The sequence below is a fragment of the Frankia sp. R82 genome, assembly GCF_023716925.1.
Taxonomy (GTDB): domain Bacteria; phylum Actinomycetota; class Actinomycetes; order Frankiales; family Frankiaceae; genus Frankia.
The window spans coordinates 16,575-34,328 of record NZ_JAMQQG010000026.1 but is presented as its reverse complement, the minus strand read 5'-3'; the positions used below and the strand labels follow the sequence as shown (position 1 = coordinate 34,328).

Here is a 17,754-nt window from a genome sequence, read left to right as displayed (position 1 = left end):
GATCAGGGCAGGCAGCGACTGAGTACTGAAGCGCCGGAACCTTGATCAACGGAAGCGGTCGGGTGCCAGGAGTACGCGGCGTCTCCTCGGCCTGGCGTCAGAGGCGTAGATCCAGCGCGTCCGCTGTGGTGATCAACTCGAGATAGCGGCGACGCTGATCGGGATCGTCGGGCATCGCGCCGAGCGCTCGGTGGGACGGGAGGGCAGCCTCGGGTTGCGCGGGCTGGCCGTAGGGGAGGCCGAGGGCGCGCAGACGGTAGTCCTCGATCTGACCGGCGCGGGTGTACCAGCTGTGCGCCAGGTTCGCGGCCGACGGGACCGGGCCGAGGAGGTCGGTGAGGTAGCGGGCGGGGTTCTGCCGCAGGTGGAGCTGCGCGGCGTCGGCCTGGCGGGTGAGCGCGGCGTCGAGACGACGTTCCCGGTCCTGCAGGGCCCGCTGCGCGGCCTGGTCATCCTCGGGGATCGCGGCCGTGCGGTCGGCTGCTTCCGGAGCACGGCGGGCGCGGCGTACATGGTCGAGTTCGTCGGCCAGCTGGTCCGGCGAGTGGGTGGCGAGATGGGCGATCTCTGCGGCGTCCAGCAGGGTGGTCGCGGCGTGCCACAGGTCGGTCAGGCTGCGCGGTGGCGGGAGCTGGTAGAGGGATGCGTCCACGGCGTGCTCGTGGCAGAGCGCTGTAACGCGATGGTCGAGGATGGCGGCCGGGTCGCGAACAGGGGACTGGTCCTCGGTGGTGAGCTGGGCGAGCAGGCCGGACGGGGTCCAGCCGCTGTCGAGCAGTGCGTGGATGCCGGCGATCGCGCGGTCGCGGGGAATGGCCCGGGTGCGTATGTCGAACAGCTCCCGGGCGCTCGGGCCGAGCCTGGATACCCAGGCCAGAGCGAGGTCCCGGGCATCTCTGCGTCGCACCTCCCACTCGTCCGGATGGCTCCTGGCGGGAGCGGGCGGGGGTTCGGGATCGTCGAGGCGGGCGTTCGGCATGTGGGCCTGGTAGATCGTGGCAGCGGCGACGGCCCGGTCCCAGTGGTCACGGTGGAGTCCGCTCGCTGGGCGGGGACCGAGGCGGGCGAGCAGTTCCGGTGCGGGATCGGCCAGGGCTGCGGAGACGAGTGCGGCCTCGGCGGCGAGTTCGGCTCGGCGCACGATATCGGGTGACGGGCGAGGTGAGCCGCGGGTGCTGCTGGCCTGGCCGTGTCGAAGGCGGTGCAGCTCGGGCAGGGTATGGGCGGCGGCGAGGTGGTGGGCGGCGTGGGCGTGGGGATCGATGTCGCGGGCGAGGCGTTCGTCGCGGGAGGCGCGGATGCGGTCGGCGAGGCGGGTGGTGGCGTCGGCGGTGGGCAGGACCGGAAGCCAGTTCTCGTCGTCGAGGCCGGATTCGAGGTCGTGGCGGCGGATCAGGTAGGCGCGCAGGTCGTGCTGGGCGCGGGAGAGCATGACGTACAGGCCCGCCCGGGACGTGTCGTCGGCGATCAGCGGGCGGGCGGTGGACATGGTGGAGCCCTGCGCCTTGTGGGCGGTGAGCGCGTAGGCGTGGGCGAGCCCGCCGTCGCGTCCGTCCGGGAAGGGATGGGTGAGGTAGTCCCAGCCGACGAGCACGGTGCCGCGGCCCGGGAAGCGCACCCGCAGGTACTGGGTGTCAGGCCGGTCAGGGTTCACGTGGACGGCGGTGATGCGGCCGATGGTGCCGGTGCGGATGTAGTGCTGGCGGCCGCGGCCGTGCGGGATGAGGGTGTGCCCTGCCTGGGTCAGGGTGATGACCTTGTCCCCGGCCTGGAAGTCGCGGCCGGCGACGGTGAGGACCGGGCCGGTGAGGCTGCCGTCGGCCTGCAGGGCGGCGCGGGCGGTGATGTTGAGGGCGTCGACGTCACGCTGGTGCTCGGCCATCATCGGCGCCGCCGCACGTGCGGAGCCGGTGGTGCGCTCCTGGTACCAGTCGGTCGCCGCGGCCGACAGCAGGGATTCTCGGTCGTCGAACAGCCGAAGGTGGCCGTCGTCGGCGAGCCGGGCGAGGGCGGACATCGTCCGCGCGGGCACCGCGGTGCGAAGCCCGTCGAGTGCGGCGCGGACGCTGCGCATCGCGGGACCTTCCTGACGGCGCACGCTGGCCAGCCCCGGGGGTGGATGCCGGTCGACGAGATGGGCGAACCAGCCGCCGGCACCGACCGAGCCCAGCTGCGCGGGGTCCCCGACGAGGATCACGACCGTGCCGGTGCGGGTCGCGTGGCGGGCGATCTTTTCGGCGTCGCGGGTGGAGACCTGGCTTGCCTCGTCGACGATAAGCACGGTCTGGTTCGCCGGCCAGTGTGTGGTCGGGTCGTCGGCCGTGTCGAGCAGGGTGATCCAGGCGCTGACGACCCTGCTGGGTACGTCGAGGACGGCGCCGAGCTGCTCGGCCTGCCGCCCGCCGTGGGCCGCGCCGAGCACGGCGTATCCGCGTTCGGTGAGGATGCGGGCGAGGACTCGCATGACGGTGGTCTTGCCCGAGCCGGCCGGGCCGATGACGGGGCGCATCAGGTCGGTGCTGGTGAGTACGGCGCGTAGGAGCACGTCCTGCTCGTCGCTGAGGTGGATGACGCCCGGTTGGGCGCCTGACGCTGGCGATGACGAGTCGGCGACGGGACTGGTGCTGGTGCTGGCGGCGTTGGCCGGCGCGTCGGCCGCCAGAGCAGCACTGATCGCATCCTCAGGCAGCAGGGGATGCGGCAGACCGCCATGGTCGACGCAGCCTTGGCGGTGCAGGGCCAAGAGGCTGTCCTCGGCGGCAAGCAGATCCTCGGTGGTGTAGTACTGCTCGGTACGTCTGCGGCGCTGGTCGCGTTCCTCGATCAGGACGACCCGGGGGTCCGCCATGGCACGGTCGACGATGCGGCTGATCTCGGTGGCATTGAGGCGGTCCACCGCCCAGGCGGCGACCTGCTGGTAGACGTCGCGGCGGGTGAAAGCAGTGCTGTTCGCGGTGACACCGTGCGGGCCGACCAGCTGGTCGACGAGCGCGGGGACCTCGTCGCCGGCCGGGGTCTGCGCTGGTTGTGGCTGGTGAGCAAGAAGTGCGTTGACCTGCGACGGCGTCCATCCTGCGGCGGCGAGGATCGCCGCCTGTCTCGCGCGGATCTGGTCGTCGGCAAGGACCTTCTTGGATGCGCGGGAGCGCCGCTGGGCGGCGGCCTCGGTCCGTCCGTCGGGGAACAGGCCGCCGGCGACGAGCTGCGCGAACTCCTCGTGGACCTGGCCGTGCCGGGTTGAGAAGGCTGCCAACAGCGACGGCGGGAAGGCAACGAGCTCCGCGACCCCGTTGCGCACCGGCCCCCACGTGACCCCGCGGCATCGGGTCAGCTCGTGGCGCATCGCGGCGGCCCCGACGAAGCCGGCCGTGCGGACATGCTGAAGGAACAGCTCGCCGTCGAGTGCCCGCCACTGCACGATCGCCGTGCCATCCGCCTCGCGCAGCGGCGTGCCGTCCTCGTCGAACAGCGGCACCGCCACCGCGTTCGCGACGATGTTGTGGATGTGCAGGTGTGCCTCGTCCGCGCGGCTCACCTCGTGCTGGTAGGAAGCGGCGGCGAGCCCGAGACCGGGCCGGTTTCGGCGATCGATCATGCCCTGTACGGCATAGCGCTCGAGGTAGTCGACGAGCGCGTCGACGCCGGCATGCACGGCGGCGACGATGTCGCCGCGAAGCTCGTCGTCGGCGAAGGCATAGGCGACGCTGATGCTCTTCGGGGCGCTGCAGACCACGTCGTACCCGATCACCATCGTCGGCGGCTCGCGCTGGCGCAGAAAGCGGAGCAGCTCATCCCGGGAGACTCGCCAGCGCCCCGACTGCGGATCGCGCTCTGCCCGAAGCATCGCGGGAGCGGGCTCACTGTTCGTCGAGTCATCTGCCGTGGTTGTCGCCGGGCCTGGTTGTGCCTGGGTGGATGCGCGGGCGAGCCGGCGAAGGTACGACACATCTACCCCGGCGACATCTGCCGCTTCGGTGAGCGTGAACCACTCGCGCCCGAGTTGAAGATGGTGCCGGGTCCGCGCGAGCCGGCTGGCCGAACCTACGGCGGACAGCAGCGGACGCCCCGAGGCCGCGTGTTCCCCGCTCAGCAGCCGCTGCAGCTGCTCGGCCGTGACGTTGCTACCCGCGCTACCCAGCCCGACGATCCTGGCGCCGCTTCCCCGGGCCCGACCGGACGCCCGCCCGCCCTCGCGATAGTAGGCGGCCCCCGGCGCCGCAGGTTTTTCTGTGCCGCCCTCGACGTAATCGACCACCCGTCGCACCGCAGCGGCGATGCCCGTTTGGCTCCGCACAGCGATCCCCAGCACCTTGACCGTAGCGATCACTGCCATGCGCCTCCGCCCACCGCCCGGCGCGACCGACGGCCGGGCGCGCCTTCCTCGCTGGCTGGTCCATGAAGCGTGCTGGAACAGAGGCGCGGAAGAAGCGGCAGACGTCGGCCAGCAACAGCAGACGCTGGGCTTTGAACGAGTGAAAATCGGAGTTTTACCGATCTGGATGGAAAGTGAGAAAAATAGAGCTCAAACGTGCCCCGCGATGCACGTTTCCTGGAGATCGGGACTGGCCGCGAGCCGCTACCCTAGCGCAGCTGGTCGCGCTGGTTCAGTGACATCCCACAGTCGTATTGTTCGGTCTCTGCTGCCGCTGGCCAGCGTCCGTCCGTCAGGGGAAAAAGCAACCGAGGTGACGGCGCCCAAGTGTCCTATCAGAGGTGCGGAAACGGCGCGGCTGACCGTGTCCGCCAGCTGCACGGTTCCTGTCCTTGTGGCGCTGGCCAGCGTACGTCCGGTTGGAGAAAGGGTGATCGTAGCGGATGAGTCTTCTATACTGGTCGGTATCTTGCCGAGGTCGGTCGGTCGGGTGCGATCACTCAGGTCCCACAGGTGCGCTATGTCATCGGCTCCTGCGGTCGCCAGGGTGTGTCCGTCTGATGAGAAGGCCAGCGCCGTCAGTACCTTGAGCTCGGCAGCCAGGGGTCTGCCGAGGACTGTGGGACGTGTGCGATCAGTCAGGTCCCACAAGCGCAGGACCCCGTCGGCGCCGCCGCCGGCCAGGGTGCGGCCATCTGGTGAAAATTCGACGGAGGCCACATGGTCGCCGGCCGCCAGAAGTTGGCCGAGGGGTAGAGGATGGGTGCGGTTTGCCAGATCCCACAGCTGAATCATTCGGCCCATGCCGCCGACGGCAAGGGTTCGTCCGTCGGGCGAGAAAGATATTGAGTTTACCTGGCCGGCGACTCCAGTGAGGGGGGCGCCGAGGAGTTCAGGGTGGTTACGATTATTCATATCCCAGAGCTGGACCGTTTTGTCCCAACCTCCGACGGCCAAGGTCTGACCGTCTGGGGAGAACGTCACCGAGGTGACATAAAGGCTGTGACCAGTTAGGGGCTTGCCAATAGGCGTTGGGTGATCGCGATGGGTTACGTCCCAGAGTCGTACGGTGTTGTCTTCGCTGCCGCCGGCAAGGGTGTGGCCGTCCGGTGAGAACGCCACTGAGGACACTGCTTCTGAGAATCCGGAGAGGGCAAGTCCCCGGAAGGATGACGGGGTGGAACGTGGTGCTGGACTGGCTGTCGTCCGCGGGCCTGTGCCTGCAGCAGGGTTGCCCGGTGCCCGGGCCGTCAGCAAAACGGCCGCGATAGCAGCGACGAGCACCAGGGTGAACGGCACGACTATCTGAGGACGGCGGATCTGTCGCCGAGCGGGCGGGCGGGGAACACGCCGTGCGCTGTGACGCTGGGCCGGTATCGACCCCGCGCCGATGGAGCCTGAGCGATCGACAGTCCGTAGATCATGGTGGGGCGCGGGGTGTGGAGGAGGGAAAATCGACTTGTGATCTGCGGCGTGTGGGGAGCGCCAGGAGGAGGTCTGTCCAAGACGATCCGATCGCGCAGCCACGGCCAGGGCAGAAGGCGCAAGCACAGCAAGGGTGGGCACCGCGATACGGCGGATCCCCTCGTCGAGGTGCAGCGAGAAGCCGGTCGAGACCAGCCAGCGCGGCCCATAGACGTCGACGGCTGCAGCAGCCAGGTCACGGGCGAACGCGTCGGCGTCGGGCTGGCGATCCGCGGGATCCTTTGCCAGAGCGCGCAGAATGACGTCGGCCAGGGGGACGGGTGTGCCGGTGGGCGGCGTGGGCTCGACGGACAGGTGCTGGGTCCACAGCTGCGGCAGTGGCAGAGACGGGTCGAACGGCGGGGCACCGGTCAGCATCTGGTAAAGCAGGATTCCAAGGGCATACAGGTCGGTGCTCGGGCCGAGGCGCCCACCACGGATCTGCTCTGGCGCCATGTACGCCGGAGTGCCAGCCCCCCGCGCAGTGCCGGTTACGCCGCTTCCGGCGAACAGCCGGGCGATCCCGAAATCGGTGACCTTCGCGAGACCCGTGCTGTCGAACAGCACGTTGGCCGCCTTGATGTCCCGGTGCAGCACTCCACGCTCGTGCACGTGCGCCAGTGCGGCGGCCACTGCCAGGCCTACGGCGCATGCCTGCGGTGGGCTGATGCCCATCTGCTGCTGGCGTCGGGTCAGTGTTCCGCCGTCGAGTAGTTCCATCACGATGAATCCGAGACCGTCGGACTCCAGATAGTCGAAGACGCGCACGATGTGTGGATGGTCGAGGCCTGCAAGTAGTCGGGCCTCGGCAACGAAGGCGGATGCATCGTCTGCTTCCGAGGGCACTACCTTGATCGCGACCTGACGTCGGAGTCGACGATGCCGGCCTGCAACCACGAGGCCAAAGCCCCCGACTCCGAGCTGTGCGCCCAACTTGTAGCCGGGAAGAGCCGCCGCTATCCGTCCCCGATCGACGATCACGCGGGCAGAGGACGCAGTAGTGCCGGCAAGCCGCCCCGAAATGTCACGCTGCCCCCGCACTGTCCAGGCTGTCATTGCCTGCCGCTATCACCACAAATCCGAAATATATGGCGCACCAGGGCATGTGGGCTGTCTGATGCAGGACCATATGGAGGATTGCAACGGCATGATCACCGTGCTTGTCGGCCCGGGCTTCCGCGCGTGCTGAGCGGTGCGCTCCATCGGGGCGATGGTCGTCTCGGTGGAGGGGTGTGTCATGGCGGAGCCTGGTGGTCAGCGCGTGTCGGGAGGGTGGGCGGCTCGGGGGGTCGCCCCGCACAGGGCGGCGGGCATCGTCGCGAGCAGCGGGCGGTGGCCGGTGCGGATCGCGGTGGCGGGGGCCTGGTGGAACATCGCGCCGGTTGCTCGGCGGGGGTATCCGGGGAACGTGGCGGCCGAGCTGGTGGGCGCCCAGTCGGGGCGGGTTCTGGCGCAGACCCAGGCGGTGGGCCGGATCATCGAGGAGCGACTGGGTTTTCCGCTGCCCGAGCGGGTGCACGATCTGGTCCGCCGTGCGCCGGCCCAGGCGTTCTTCACGATCAAGGCGCAGGCCGTCAGGATGGAGCGGATCTGGGCGACGCCGGGTCTGCGACCTCAGGTCACAAGCGATGTGCAGCTGGACGGTCGTGGGCACGCACGGTACGGGGATCTTTTTGAGCCGAGCATCCGCACGTGGGATCATGATGATGTGGAGGTCGAGATCATCTCGGCCAGGTCGGCGATGCTGTCGCCGGGCTCGGGATCGCGTCTGACGTACCGGGTCTCGCAGGCCGGCTCTGTGATCTTCGCGGGTGATGATGTCGTGATCCCGGCGGGGATGCATCCTGGGTCGGCTGGGGCGTTGCAGAGAGTCGCTGTCGGGCCGGCAGGTGAGTGGTCTTCGCTCCATTTCTCGCCACGGCAACGCGAATTCATCGAAGCGCGAGGCAGGTCGCTTTGGGATGCGGTTTCCCGACTCGCCGATCCGCCGGGCGGTCCAGCACTCGGCGGGACGGATGTGCCGCCGCCCGAGTCTCTACCTCCGCCGGAAGATTTTGGGTTCGACCTGTAGCTGTAGGTTCCGTACCAAGCAGAATGGAAGTTCTGAGCGGTCGGTCGCAAGGTGGAGGTCGGATCCGTGAGATCCGACGCGAGCTCTCTCAGTACCCGTCGAGCCAGCTTCGGTAGTCGACGATGCTGACGGTTCGAGGGTAGCGCCATGTGCTGGCGGGTGTCAGCCGGTAGATTGCTGCAAGGTCGGTGGCAATCCGCGCGGCTGCCTCCTGGAAGGCCGGCGACTCGGCGGAGATCACCGGATCGCCGAAGAAGTCGCGCATGGCACACACGCGCAGTGTGGTGCCCATCTGCTCGTCCTGGACAGAGGCAACGTCGAGCACGACGATCTGTGCGGTTGCGGTGAGGATTTCGCGGATTCTGCTCACCGCGGCGGCGACGAGATCGGCCATGTCCTGTTCGTGCGCGCGCCGGGCCGCGGCCTCCGGCGTGTTGTATCCAGGTGCGAAGAAGTCCATGTCGGCCTCGATCTCCTAAGCGGTTGAGAAATCAGCCTACGTGGCTGCTGACATCACCAGACAGTAGTTGTTCTTATGCGCATGGTGTTGCCGGCGGAAGTCGGCCGGTGCCTCCGCCTGCGGCGCGAGGCCTGGCGCTCGCTTTCCACGTTGGTGCTTCCGCAGCGGGCCACCGCTGCACTTCACGTCATGTGATGTCGCTACTGCATCGGAGGCACAGGTGAGGGCGCAGAGGAGAATCAGAGGGGTCGCGTTCGTGCGTCGCGTCCTCGTGGCCTGGTCGGTGTGTCTGGTGACGATCGGGGCCGCGGCGCTTCCGGCGGTCGCTGAGGACGTCGAGGTCCATCCCAGCTGGGACAACATGCCGGGTGTCCCCGTGATCCAGCGCGTGCTCGATGTCATCGCGCAGGCAGGTCTCGCCAGCTCGGTGGGATCCCTGCTGGTCGGCGGCGGCATGCTCGGGCTGGGCCGGATCACCGGGTCGATGGGATCGGGTAACCGGGCCGCCGGTTACATCCTGGGCGGCGGCGGAGGCGCCTTCGTGATCGCCGTCGGGGCGAAGATCGTGACCTGGCTGATCGCGCCCAGCACCGTTCATGCGACATGACCGGGCGCCATCGCGCCAGGCGACGAAGCTCCGCGCAGCCGGCGTCCCCGTCGCCGTCCGAGCTGGCGAAGCCGTGTGACCAGGTGGAATCAGCGGAACCGTCCGAGCCGGTGGGACCGGCAGTAGACCCGGAGCAGGACCTCCAGGCACGTGGGCGGCTGCGCAGGTACGCGGCGGCTGCCCTGGTGCTCGCGGTCGTCGCCCTTGGCGTTGTTGCGCTCTGGTCGGAACTGCGCGGAGGTTCACCTGCACCGTCGGTACCCGGGCAGAGCTCGGACTGCGGCCAGCCCGGACTCGTCCATGCGCCCGGATGGACGTTGGGTCCGGCCACATCACCGCAGACGGCGGCGTCGGTGGGGATCAGTGGCTTGCGGAGCACACGGCCGGTGGCGGGTGAGGCTGCCGGCCAGCTCGGCGTCGTACCGGCAGGCTTCACGGCGCAACCCGTGTCCGTCTCGAGCTGGCTGCGTGGCGGCATCACGGGAAGCATTGATGGTCTGGCGACGAGCGCCGCCAAGGCGATCGTTTCCTGGCTGAATGAGAATGTTGTCGACGCCGCCCGATCGATGGTGACCGGATTCGTGCACCGATCCATGACACCCCGCGTGACCGCCGAGGAGTTCATCGGCCAACACGGGGCTTATCATGATGTCGCCTCGTTTGCCTGCCTGGGCCTGATGGGCTGCATCAGCCTCAGTGTGATAACCGGCCTGTTCTCCGGTGAACCGGGGCAGGCTCTGGCTCGCCTGCCCCGTGACGTCGTCGTTGCGATCCTTTCCATTCTCGGATTCCCCTGGGCCGTGAGCAAAGGCGTGGAGGTTTCCGACGTCCTCGCCACCTGGATGTTGCCACCCAGCAAGTTCAGGCCAGACGACCTGGCCGGCGCAATACTGCCGTACGCGGCCACGCCCGGCGCGAACATCGGTGTCCTGCTTCTCAATCAGCTCGTTCTGTTCGCGGTCATGGTGATCTCGCTTGAGCTGGTCGTCCGGACGGCGCTTGTCTATGTGACGGTGGCGATGGCTCCGCTGTCCTTCATGACGATGACCACGGCGTCCGGGCGTGGTGCGGCGAGGAAAGCCGTGGAGATGGTGGTCGCCATCGTCATGATCAAACCGGCGATCTTTCTTGCGCTGCGGGTCGGGGTCGATCTGGCGAAAATCAACGGCAACCCGAGCCCCGCCAGTGGGGACGACTGGGCCGCCATTCTGCTGGGCCTGGCCATCGCCGGAATCGCGGCTTTTATGCCGTGGATTGTCTGGCGGATGATCCCGTCCATGGAGCAGGCCGTGATCGCCCAGGGCCTGAGCCGGGCGCCGTTTCGCGCGGGGATGCAGGCGATGCAGACCGCCTACTTCGGGTCGGCGCTGGGATCGTCGCTGTCGCGGATGGGCGGACGTGGCGCGGCGACGCCGGGTTCGTCGTCCCAGACCGGAGGCGGCGGACTGGGCCCGTCCCGTCGGCTGGCGACGGCCACCGCGGGAACCGCTGGCGGGGAGCGGCCGATGGGTGGCCGGTCGACCGGTCCGGCGGCAAGGTCCGGGCAGTCCTCAGGCCCGAGATCCGCGGCGCCAGAAGGCGAAAGCGTCGGGCAGGGCCGCCGCTCGGCGGGGTCCGGCGCACGAACGCTGGTCGACCCCTCGCCGTCACCAGGTTCGAGCGGCAGCGGTCCGTCGCCGCCGCCGCGTAGACCACGGCCACCTCGCTCGTCTCGTCCCCCAGGAGGCTTGTCGTGACAGACAGTTCCCCGGCGCCGACGTACCGCCTGGCACGGCGTCGCCAGAACGGCTCGTTCCTCGGCCTGCAGGTCGGGCCGCTGAGCCTGCTGGTGTTCGGCCTGATCGCGCTGTTGGCCCTGCCGCTGCTGACCGGATCGGTGCTCGCCGGTGTGGCTGTCGCGGCCGGCTGTTGCCTGGTGGCACTGCTGCCGGCACCGGGCGGACCGGCACATCAGGTGCTGCCCCTGGCCGCCCGCCAGCTTGCTCGGCGGGCGAGTGGACGGGACCGCTGGTGGGCACCGCTGCCCGCGGCGCGAACCGCGCCGATCGAGAGCAGACGAGGTGGGCCGCCGGCGGTGCTACTGCCACCGGTACTCACCGGCCTGGAGATCGTCGGTGTGGCCCGCTCGGCTATGGCCGGGGCGACGGACTCCGTTACGCCGATCGGCGTCATTCGCGACCGGCGCCTGGGCACCATGAGTGTCCTGATCTCGGCGCGCGGCACGGAGATCGTGCTGCTCGACCCCGCCGACCAGCATCAACGCCTGGGCGCCTGGTCGGCGGTGCTGGCGAACCTCACGCGGGACAGCACGGTCGTGCAGCTGGGCTGGTCCCTGTGTTCGGCGCCGGCCTCCTTCACCGCCCACCGCCAGTGGCTGGCTGGCCGGCGGGCCGAGCACCCGGCCGAGCCCGAACATGATCAGGTGGCGATCCACTATGAGGCGCTGCTCGACCAGATCAGCCCGGCCCTGGCCGACCATGATCTGCGCCTGTGGGTGACCATTGACACGCGGCGGCTACCCCGGCACGCCGACCCGGCCGAGGCGGCGGTCGCCACCGCGTCGACCCTGCTGGAGCAGTGCCGGTCCGCGGGCCTGGTGGCCGGCGCGCCGGACTCTCCGGTCGCGATCGCCGAGGCTTTCCGGATCCGCGCCGACCCGGGCGCGGTCGGCCGCCAGCGTGGCGCGCGGCGGGGCCTCGCCGAACATGCCGGCCTCGCGAGTCCGCTCGCCGGGGTGCACGCCGGCCCCCTGTCGCTGCTCAACCGGTGGGATGCGGTCCGCGTCGACGACGTCTGGCACCGCATGTTCTGGGTGACGCAGTGGCCCGGGTCCCAGCTGCAACCGGGCTGGTTGGATCCGCTGCTGTTCGAGCCGGACGGCATGCACACACTGGCGATCCTGTGCGAGCCGATCTCGTCGCGTTCGTCGCGGCGACGCATCACCTCGGATGCCGTGCAGGTCGAGTCCGCTGTCGCCGCCCGGGAACGGTACGGCTTCCGCGTCCCGACGCATCTCGCGAGCGCCCAGAGCGCGGTGGACCAGCGGGAGGTCGAACTGCAGAGCGGGCATGCCGAGTTCGGCTACCTGGCCCTGGCCGGGGTGGCCGCACACACGCTGGAGGAACTCGACGAGGCCAGCCGGCGCCTGATGGACCGGGCCGCGCAGACCGGCATCACCGAGCTGCGCGCATTGCACGGCCGGCACGATCGCGCGTGGGCCGCGAGCCTTCCCGGTGGACGCGCACCAAGCCAGGGACTACGCAATGCCGTCCGGTAGCGGCCACCGGCCAGGCGGAGCAGGACGCGACGTGGGCCGTCGGTCCACGGCCGGGTTCGCACGGCACCGCCTGACGCTGCCCCGGGATCTTGCCACCACAGCGCACCTGTGTGTTCTGTACCCGGGGCGGATCGGCGCCCGGCTCGGGGTGGCCGGAGCCTTCCTCGGCGGCAACCGGCTGGGCGGCGGCGGGTTCTTCTTCGACCTGCACGAGGCCTATCGGGAGGGCCTCGTGCAGGGACCCAACATGGTGCTGTGCGGCGCCGGCGCCTATGGGAAGAGCGCGATCGCCAAAACGCTCGTCTACCGATCCACCGCACTCACCCCCACCCGGTTCACCGCGGTCCTGGACCCGAAGGGCGAGTGGGCCCGTCTGGGGGAGGCTCTCGGCTGGGCCGTGCTCCGGCTCCGCCACGGCGGGGACGTCCGGGTGAACCCTTTCGACCTCGGCCCGGCGCGCGCCGCCGCGGCCGACGAGGACCTGCTCGCCCACCGGGTCGGCGTCGCGGCCGCACTGGTCGCCATCGCGACGAACCGCACGAACCTGCCGGCCGGCGAGCGGCGCATCCTGCACGAGAGCCTGCGCCTGCTCACCGCTGCCGGAACGCCGGACCCGACCCTGCCCGACCTGCGCCGCCTGCTCGCCGAACCCCCGGCCAGCCTTGCCGACGATCTCAACACCACCCCGGACGAGCTCGCCGACCGGCGCCGGCCGCTGCTCGACGCGGTCGCCCTGCTCGTCGAGGATGACCTGCGGGGCATCTGCGACACCGCGACCAGCGTCGACCTGGACTGGGCCCGAGCACCCGGACTCATCGTCGACCTGTCCGCGTTGCTGTCGCGCCGCCGCACGCTGCGCCTCGTGCTGGCCGCCGCCGCAGGCTGGCTGCAGGGTGCGATGTACGGCAGCCGTGACCGGCACAAGCTGACCATCGTCGACGAGGCCTGGATGGCCCTCGAGGACCTCGCGATCACCCGCTTCCTGCAGGACCAGTGGCGGCTTGGACGGCAGTGGGGGGCGGCGAACATCCTCATCACGCACGCGCTGAGCGACCTGCGCAGCCAGGTCGACGACGGCTCCGCCGCAGCGAAGATTGCCGAGGGGCTGCTGACGACGACCAGCGTCCGGGTCTTTCTTCACCAGAATCCCGAACAGATCCGGGGCCTGCTCGCCGACCTCGGCCTCACCAGCACCGAAGCAACGCTGCTCCGATCTCTGCAGCCGTTCCAGGCGCTGTGGAAGGTCGGTACGCAGTCGGCCATCGTGGATCACGTAGTCGCCCCCTGGGAATGGGACCTCTGCGACACCGACCATGCCATGACCGGATCTTGATTTCTGATGTCTTCGACACCGAAGCCTTCTCCGCCGGTCTTCATCCACGTCGATGGGGCGTACTGGGAACTGCACCATGCCCGATCGGCTGCCTCTCCGATCGTCGTCGCAGAGCTTTACCCGACGGGCACGCGAACCGAGCCGGTAGAGGCCACGTACCGCGTGGCCGCCCCCCGCTGGAGACTCGAGGAGTCACTCGGATTCGTGATACCGGAATCCATGTACCAGGCTGTCCTCGCGGCACCAGCACAAACCATCGACGCTGCTCCAGCGGCCGCGAACGACTTTCCCTCGGCTGATCGTGACAGGTGGCGGCCGACTCGGACCAGCCCTGTGCTGATGCCCGGGGCCGGGTTCGCCACGTACGGCAGAATCCTGCACGACAACGCCCCACTGCGGACCTGGGAGGACGGCAGCCATCGCATCGAGATCGTCAGCCTCACCGCCGGCCCAGCTGCCGCGCAGGCGGTCTCCTATCGGCTGTGGCTGGACTCCGACCTGACTGCTGCCGACAATGTGCCCGTCTCCCAGGAGTTGGACGCCGAGGACGACGAGCTGGTCCGCCAAGTGGCAGCGCATGCGATCACCGGCCGGGCGCCGAGCACCCTGACAGCGCGCCAGCAAAGCGCTGTCGCAGCTCACGGGAAGGATCTGCTACGGTCCATTGCGCTACCAGCATCCCCGTATCCCCAGGGAACACGGGTCGCACTTGTCGGCAAGGACGGCCGGCCCACAGATATCACGGTGACCGTCACGGACACGATCACCGACGCAAACGGCGCCACATGGTACGCAGTCCATCCCGAGATTTCCAGAATTCCGGGGCACCCGCTGAGGGAACATCCTGACGCATTCCTGATTCTCTCCGCAGATGACCTCGTGCCGACGCTGCAAGCGCCGAGCAGCGGCATCGAGCCGATCCTCTCCTACGGTTCTCGAGTTCGAACGATTGACCATCACACCGTTACCACGGGAACGGTGGTCCGTACCTTTGCGAGAGCTGACGTTCCCTGGTACGAGATCCAGGCTGATGATCTCGCCGAGTCGACCGTCAGGCTGAGCGCACAGGACATTGAGCCGATCTCCGGCAGTTTTTGGCCATCGATCGACGATCTCGTCGCAACTCGCACCGAGGCCGGCATTCACCTGCAGGAGGGCGAGGTTCTCGTCAGCCTCAGCGGGTTCGCCACGGTCGACGCCGGCCCGCAGGGGCCGGTCCTCGGCCCGGAACGTGAACTACCCCCACGCGACCCGGTCCTCGGCCAGGTATGGAGCCACTCACATCGCGTGGAACCATCGAGCGCAGGAACAGAGGTGGAAATCGAACCGCTCTGACGCGGGCGGGGTGCAGTTTCGTCGGCCACTCGCGTGGAAGCCTGAACCCGCACAATGAAGCGCCCCGCCAGCTCGGGGGGTGCTGGCGAGGCGTACTGAGCATAGCATGAATAGCGACATCGACAGGCCGAAAGCGATTGATGGTTTCGGATGCAGATGTGTGACCACATCGACCAGGGCATCGTTGCGGGAAGTTCATAGCGGCCCGACGGCTCCAGTCGGCCTCTCGTAGATCAGGTTCTCGAGATTGAGGACGACCAACCGGCTGGGCAACGGGCCGGCGCTGCTTGGCCAGGCGAGCCTGCCGAGTCCTTCCACCCGGTGCTCCTGGTATCCGGCCGGCAAGGGCGGCAGCGGTGGCTGGTCGCTGGGCTGCAGAACGCCGATGGGTGGTTCCGCCGGACATGAGGCTCCCTCGGCGTCGTTTGGCAGAAACGGTAACGCCCCGCCGGGCAGATAGAGGAGGATCGTCGCTTGGCGTCCGTCGTCGGGTGGACGGGCCGGCAGGGCCGAGGTCACGACGGCTGCGTCCGCGAGTGACGTGCGCTGCCGGTCCGATGATGCTTCCGGGACGGCGGTGATCTGGACGGTTCCCGCTGTTCCATCGACGGTGAGCAGGGTTCCCGGCTTGATCGTGTGTAGGTCGGCGGGCAGGGCGGTGACGCAGGGGACGCCGAGCTCGCGGGCAACGATGGCTGCGTGGGAGAGCGGCCCGCCGGAGGTCGCGGCGATTGCCGCCGGGCCGGCGAGGAGAGCGTCGAGGGCATCAGGGCCGATGTTGTCGCAGATGATCACAGCGCCGCCAGCCCCGCCGGCTGGGGTGGCCGCCGCCGCGCGCACATGGTGGGCGGGACCGCCACCCCGGCCGGGCGATGCCGGGATACCGTGCCAGGCCGCGTCGTCGTCGGAGGGAGTGTCTGTGTGAGGCTCGGGGATGGGTCCGGTGAGCGGGCGGGCCTGAAGGATGTAGAGGGTCCGGCCGCCGGTGGCGGCCCACTCGATGTCGATCTGGTCGAGGCCCAGGGCCGCGGCGGCCCGGCCAGCGAGGCGAAGCAGGCGGTCCCGAGTCGGCGGGGTGACGAGGGGATGGCCCTCCGCCTGGAGGGTCGCATGGAGCTGAAGCAGGCCGTCGGCAGAAGTCTGGATCTTGACCCGGTGCGGCGGTAGTCCTTTCTCTGCGGGCAGCTCGATCCATTCGCCGGGGGGTCGGCGTAGCTCACGGGCGGTGCCGGGGAGCAGCAGAACGTCCTGCTCGGCGGGGACCGGGCTGTCCCGGTCGCTGTGATGATGTTCGCCGCGCTGGCTTCCGTTGACCACGGGCACCGCAAGGCCGTGCACGGCGTCCAACGCCCACCGTCGCAGGCGTCCCGTGGGATCGAAGTCCGCGGCGAGCACTCCGGCGGCGCGGGCGCGGATCGCGGGTTGGATGAGGACGGCAAGGCGGCCGGTGAGGTGGATATGGCGGTGCGCGGCGTAGGCGGCGACAGCGGGGGCGGTCGCGCCGGCGCGTACCTCGCGGATGGCGGCGAGCAGCGCTGGGGGACGGATGCGCGTGAAGCGCGAGGCATAGAGGCCGGCGAACGACGCCTGCGGGCCGTCCTCCTCGGGCGCCGAGGACCGAACGACAAGGCCGAATCGGACGGCGTGGGACCTGGCCCAGGCCACGATGTCAGGGACCGCCCCTTCGATCTGCGCGTCGGTGAGGTCGGCGGGCAGGACGAGCCCGTCGGGCACCGGAAGCCCCTGGGCGATCAGGGTCGCGAGGGCCGCGGCCTTGCGTCCGTGCCTGGCCCGGTCGGTGGCATCGGCGAGGCCGGTCACCTCAGCAAAGGTCATCGGGGTTCTCCCAGGAGGTCGGCCGCGGTGATCTGGTTGCGGTCGGTGTTGGTGAGGGCGCACCAGGCGTGGGCAGCGGCGAGAAGGCGTCCGCGGAGTTCGTTGCGCCGTTCCTCGCTGTCGGCTGCCCAGCTGAGAAGACGGCTCAGCGCGCGGACCTCGGTGACCACGGTGTCGGTGCCGGCGGTAGCGAGCAGGGCGGCGGTGGTCCAGGCCTCGCGGCGGCTGGCGGCCCGGGTGCGGCGGGCATGCAGGTCCGCGGGCCGGTCGGTGGAGGCCTGCGGTCGGGCCGTTGCCACCACGCCGGATGCGGCTGCTGCCACGGGCGGGTGACGCGGCTGCAGGTAGGTGGCCAGGATGTGCCCGGGTGCGGCCGGGAGTTGCAGCGCCGACAGGCAGGTGAGCGCCGTGTCGGACGAGCCGAAGATGCCGGTGAGCAGGCGTTCCCAGTGCTGCTCGGGAAGCAGCCAGTTGACGATGTGCGTGGCGTTCACCCTGATGAAGGCCGCGGTGGTCGCTGCGAGCGCCCGGGTGAGGTCGTCGACGTCCTGGCGCCGGCGGGCGTCGTCCACACGGTCCAGAGCAGCGCGGGCGACGGTGCGGTCGCGGGTGGTGCGGGCGATCAGGTGGTCGGTGTAGCGCAGGCTGGCGAGCTGGCGGTGCCAGGTGCTGGTCAGGTCGCGGTGGGTGGGCTCGGGGATGTCGACGATGCCCGCGCGGCGCAGCCGGCCGTAGGGCCTCGGATCGTCCATGAGAATCGTGGGCCAGCTGATCAGGGAGGTGGTGTAGAGATCCCATTCCAGGCGGCTGGCCTGCGGCCGGGTTCGTTCGTAGTCGCAGGTCAGAATTCCGTTCCAGACGGCCTCCATGGCCACCTCCCGCACTGGGTCCGAAGCTGCTGGGTCTGGGTGCGCCGACGTTTCGGGTGTCCCCGCGTGGGTGCGTGGGATTGCGGCCGAAGACGGGCAGACGCGGTATGGGAGGCTCGCGCCATTCCTA

The 17,754-nt window shown here is 69.5% G+C and carries 11 protein-coding genes; 6 read left to right on the top strand and 5 right to left on the bottom strand.

All coding sequences use genetic code 11. The annotated features are described in order from the left end of the window. Positions 1–97: 97 nt before the first annotated feature. The gene (gene mobF, locus ND747_RS07745; RefSeq protein ID WP_251732795.1) at positions 98–4,333 is read right to left on the bottom strand and encodes a MobF family relaxase; all 4,236 of its coding nucleotides are present in this window, start codon (positions 4,331–4,333) and stop codon (positions 98–100) included. A 243-nt stretch (positions 4,334–4,576) separates the two neighbouring features. Next, positions 4,577–6,817 carry a serine/threonine-protein kinase gene (locus tag ND747_RS07740; protein WP_251732794.1) on the bottom strand — a complete coding sequence of 747 codons (2,241 nt, stop codon included), beginning with the start codon at positions 6,815–6,817 and terminating at the stop codon, positions 4,577–4,579. A gap of 358 nt (positions 6,818–7,175) precedes the next feature. Here ND747_RS07740 and ND747_RS07735 point away from each other — a divergent pair, with 358 nt between their 5' ends. Continuing rightward, positions 7,176–7,907, top strand: a complete 732-nt coding sequence (locus tag ND747_RS07735; RefSeq protein WP_251732793.1) for a hypothetical protein — start codon at positions 7,176–7,178, stop codon at positions 7,905–7,907. Between the two features lie 88 nt (positions 7,908–7,995). On the opposite strand, the gene ND747_RS07730 is transcribed toward ND747_RS07735, so the two are convergent. Next, complete coding sequence (locus tag ND747_RS07730; protein WP_251732792.1) at positions 7,996–8,367, bottom strand: hypothetical protein; 372 nt, start codon at positions 8,365–8,367, stop codon at positions 7,996–7,998. 256 nt (positions 8,368–8,623) lie between these two features. Between ND747_RS07730 and ND747_RS07725 the strand changes: the two genes are divergently transcribed. From ND747_RS07725 to ND747_RS07705, 5 genes are all read left to right on the top strand, one after another. Next, positions 8,624–8,974: a hypothetical protein gene (locus ND747_RS07725; protein ID WP_248826413.1), complete on the top strand. Its 351-nt coding sequence runs from the start codon at positions 8,624–8,626 to the stop codon at positions 8,972–8,974. Between the two features lie 368 nt (positions 8,975–9,342). Further along, positions 9,343–10,710, top strand: a complete 1,368-nt coding sequence (locus ND747_RS07720) for an aminoglycoside adenyltransferase (RefSeq protein WP_251732791.1) — start codon at positions 9,343–9,345, stop codon at positions 10,708–10,710. Next, the gene (locus ND747_RS07715) at positions 10,707–12,251 is read left to right on the top strand and encodes an SCO6880 family protein (RefSeq protein ID WP_251732790.1); all 1,545 of its coding nucleotides are present in this window, start codon (positions 10,707–10,709) and stop codon (positions 12,249–12,251) included. The genes ND747_RS07720 and ND747_RS07715 overlap by 4 nt, the downstream gene beginning before the upstream one ends. A 31-nt stretch (positions 12,252–12,282) precedes the next feature. Beyond that, positions 12,283–13,584 (top strand): ATP-binding protein, encoded by a 1,302-nt coding sequence (locus tag ND747_RS07710; RefSeq protein ID WP_251732789.1) that lies wholly within the window; start codon positions 12,283–12,285, stop codon positions 13,582–13,584. 6 nt (positions 13,585–13,590) lie between these two features. Beyond that, on the top strand, positions 13,591–14,919 hold the full coding sequence (locus tag ND747_RS07705; protein ID WP_251732788.1) for a hypothetical protein: 1,329 nt from the start codon (positions 13,591–13,593) through the stop codon (positions 14,917–14,919). Between the two features lie 195 nt (positions 14,920–15,114). Here ND747_RS07705 and ND747_RS07700 read toward each other — a convergent pair whose 3' ends face one another. Both ND747_RS07700 and ND747_RS07695 read right to left on the bottom strand, forming a co-directional pair. Further along, entirely contained in the window at positions 15,115–16,755 is a 1,641-nt protein-coding gene (locus tag ND747_RS07700; protein ID WP_251732787.1) for a PEP/pyruvate-binding domain-containing protein, read from the bottom strand. Then, a complete protein-coding gene (locus tag ND747_RS07695; RefSeq protein ID WP_251732786.1) occupies positions 16,752–17,624 on the bottom strand; it encodes a hypothetical protein in 873 nt (290 codons plus the stop codon). The genes ND747_RS07700 and ND747_RS07695 overlap by 4 nt, the downstream gene beginning before the upstream one ends. Positions 17,625–17,754: the final 130 nt, after the last annotated feature.